Below are 2,952 nucleotides of genomic sequence, written 5' to 3'. Positions count from 1 at the left end.
TCCTTACATAAAGCTATTTATCTGTTCATTTTTTTATTTTCTTTTGTTTTTACGCCAGCTCAGAATAAAATACCATTCGGAGTAGTAAAAGCTGAAGACGGGTATGCCAATGTCCGCATCGCCAAGGATGATTACAGGAAAATTATCGATAAGCTCCGTAAAGGGGATATTTTCATGTATGTAAAGCCTGCTCCGGGAGAAACAGAATGGATATGGATCAAGTACCCCGAGAAACCCCAGACAGAAAAGCCTTTTGTAAGATACGAAAGCCTTGATAAAGAAGGAATGGTAAACAAAGACCGCATCATCTTTATTGATCAGCTTCCACAGTATACTCCTTCGAAATCAAAAAACGGAAGATCTCTGATCTTTACAGATAATACCAATCAAAAAATCCCGACAGCACAAAGAAGTAAGATTATTATTGATATTTATCCTTCCAATGCCAGCTATCGTAAACAGGAAAAAGATCCGGACGGAAAGATACTTACAATCGATAAAATCAAACCGTGGGGAATCAGCAAAGAAATTCCGGAAGGGATGACCGAAGTAAAATCAATCCGGGTACAGCAGCCTGGTAGAGGTTCTGTTTTTGTACGGGAAGCAATTAAAAATCTTTTCCAGCCCAGTATGGATTTTAATAATGTCGGCGTCACTGCTATTGATAATGATAATATTTTCCTTTATATGATCAATGGTTCCGGTGAAAACAGATATACTACGGTATGGACTATAAAACAGGGCAAAGTAATCAATCAGATTATTTATAATAACCCGGAATAATCTCTCAATTTTTTTTATTTTTGCTTTTTCATCACAGGAATGGGTTCCGCTTAGCAGCAGATTAAAAGGGAACCGTGTGAAAATCACGGACTGTCGCGCAACTGTAAGTAACCAAAGTTTTTATTAATAACCACTGTTCTTAAAGGTACGGGAAGGAAATAAAGATGTTACAAGTCAGGAGACCTGCCTTTTCTTTACAACAAGAAACTTTCGCGATCTGAAGTTTATTGATATCTGATGAATGTATCCGGGAATAATTCTATTTATTCCTGATCCATTTTATTGTTTCAATTTTCTTTCATTTCGCTTTTAATAATTAAGAAATATGACTAAAGAAGAAAGAATTGAAGCTTCCGAAACAAGGATTTTCAAAGCAGTTTTCCCTAACACAACCAATCATTACGATACACTTTTCGGAGGTACTGCCATGCAGCTGATGGACGAAGTAGCTTTTATTACAGCTACCCGTTTTTGCAGAAAAAGAGTGGTAACGGTAAATAGTGATAAAATTGACTTCAACAAACCTATTCCGGCAGGGACCATTATTGAACTGATCGGAAAAGTGTCTCATGTAGGAAATACAAGTATGAAAGTGAATGTGGAGATCTATACAGAACAGATGTATTCTTATGAAAGGGAAAGAGCTATTGTAGGTGACTTTACATTTGTGGCCATTGATGAGTTCAAGAAGCCTGTTCAGATATTGTAATAATAAAAAGACCTCCTTTTAAATATAAAGGAGGTTATTTATTCTGTACGGAATATTAAAAAAACATTCCCAGTATAAAACTATAAAAAAGATTTCTTAGTTTGTTCGAAATGACAACAGTAAGTTTTTATCTTTTCACTTTTTGTTCTTCCAAATTTATATTCAATAGGTGTTGAAAGGCTTCTCCCATTTCATCCGAAGCCCTGCTTATTGCATTTTCCAGCATATTCCTGATCTGCCCTTCGGTAACCCCCGCTTCTGTCCAGCTTTTTCCTGATGTATAGGAATTAAGAATAAACGGCATAATTCTGTCTATAGCGCAGGCAAACACAGCATCCGGTGTTTTTTCTTCCTCAAACTCTATCCAGAGATCAAAAAACTCTGAACGTAATGGTTCATCCAGAATTCCAAAGATGTTCCTTGCGGATTGTCTTTCTCTTTCAAACTTTCCTATCATTGCCTTTTCATCAAAAAGGAAAGTATCTCCCGCTTCTATTTCTACCAGGTCATGAATAGAAAGCATCCTTATAACTCTTAACAAATCTATTTGTTCTTTGTTCTTTGCATAGGGAAAAAGAATCTGAGCAAGAATAATAATCTGCCAGGAGTGTTCTGCTGTATTTTCCCTCCTGGAATCATCTGCATTATAATTTCTTCTCTGTACATTTTTTAAAGCATCAACTGCTAAAATAAAATCTATTTCCTTTCTTATCTTCATAATTTATTGTTCATAATATTGATCTATAGGATAGACTTTCATTTTCTCTACCCATTTATTATTTATTTTTTCCCTTGTAATTACTTTTAACGTTCCTTCCCCGCCCATTGCATCTTCTTCTTTCTCAAAAATTTTCACAAGTCCCTTTCTGGGAACCACAGTATATTCTGTCGTCAAGTGCCAGCAGCATCCTGATTTAGCGAAAGTAATGATACGCTTTCTTTTCTGATCCGTCCGAAACATTCCCAAATTATCATAAGCCAGCTCAGTAAGCTCACTGCTTGGTACAAACTGCTTTTTGGTAGTGTGATAAACGTATACATCATAAGATGGTCCTCCATAACTGCTTTGATTCCCGTTTCTAACTGCAATGTCTTCTGTTCCGTCAAAATTAAAATCATCAAATATCACAGGACTTTGATCCTCATACAATTCAATAATATTGGAAGTAGGCTGTTGATTTTCATTCAGGTAAAAGTTGAGATCATCAGAAACAAGAGTCTGTACTTTAGTAGTATTTTTCTTATTGAACAAAACAACTTCTCCTTTTCCACCGCATTCACCCCCTTCGCATTTCTCCACTTTTATTCTGAGGTTATAATTTTTTGATGCATCATTCAATTCAAAATATTGTTGTCCAAAACAAAAGGAGCTGAATAAAACAGAAACTGATAATAATTTATAGTACTTCATGGAGATGTGTTTTTAGTTCAAAATTTTCGCATAAAGATAAAAAATAAGC

At 35.4% G+C, this 2,952-nt stretch carries 4 protein-coding genes and 1 riboswitch; of the genes, 2 read left to right on the top strand and 2 right to left on the bottom strand.

Translation table 11 applies throughout. The features are described 5' to 3' along the window. Together Q0A18_RS09465 and Q0A18_RS09460 are read left to right on the top strand one after the other, a co-directional pair. Positions 1-783 (top strand): hypothetical protein (locus Q0A18_RS09465; protein WP_292009910.1); only part of this gene is annotated, 783 nt, incomplete at its 5' end. 24 nt (positions 784-807) lie between these two features. Continuing rightward, positions 808-989: riboswitch (cobalamin riboswitch) on the top strand. A gap of 119 nt (positions 990-1,108) precedes the next feature. Then, on the top strand, positions 1,109-1,492 hold the full coding sequence (locus Q0A18_RS09460; RefSeq protein WP_292009909.1) for an acyl-CoA thioesterase: 384 nt from the start codon (positions 1,109-1,111) through the stop codon (positions 1,490-1,492). 127 nt (positions 1,493-1,619) lie between these two features. Here the strand turns inward: Q0A18_RS09460 and Q0A18_RS09455 are convergent, their stop codons facing one another. Then, entirely contained in the window at positions 1,620-2,210 is a 591-nt protein-coding gene (locus Q0A18_RS09455) for an HD domain-containing protein (protein ID WP_292009908.1), read from the bottom strand. 3 nt (positions 2,211-2,213) lie between these two features. Further along, a complete protein-coding gene (locus Q0A18_RS09450) occupies positions 2,214-2,903 on the bottom strand; it encodes a hypothetical protein (protein WP_292009907.1) in 690 nt (229 codons plus the stop codon). Positions 2,904-2,952 lie beyond the last annotated feature (49 nt).

It is taken from the genome of Chryseobacterium sp., assembly GCF_022712095.1.
In the GTDB taxonomy this organism is placed as follows: Bacteria; Bacteroidota; Bacteroidia; order Flavobacteriales; family Weeksellaceae; genus Chryseobacterium.
The sequence above is the reverse complement of the archived record's forward strand: the minus strand, read 5'-3'. Positions and strand labels throughout refer to the sequence as shown.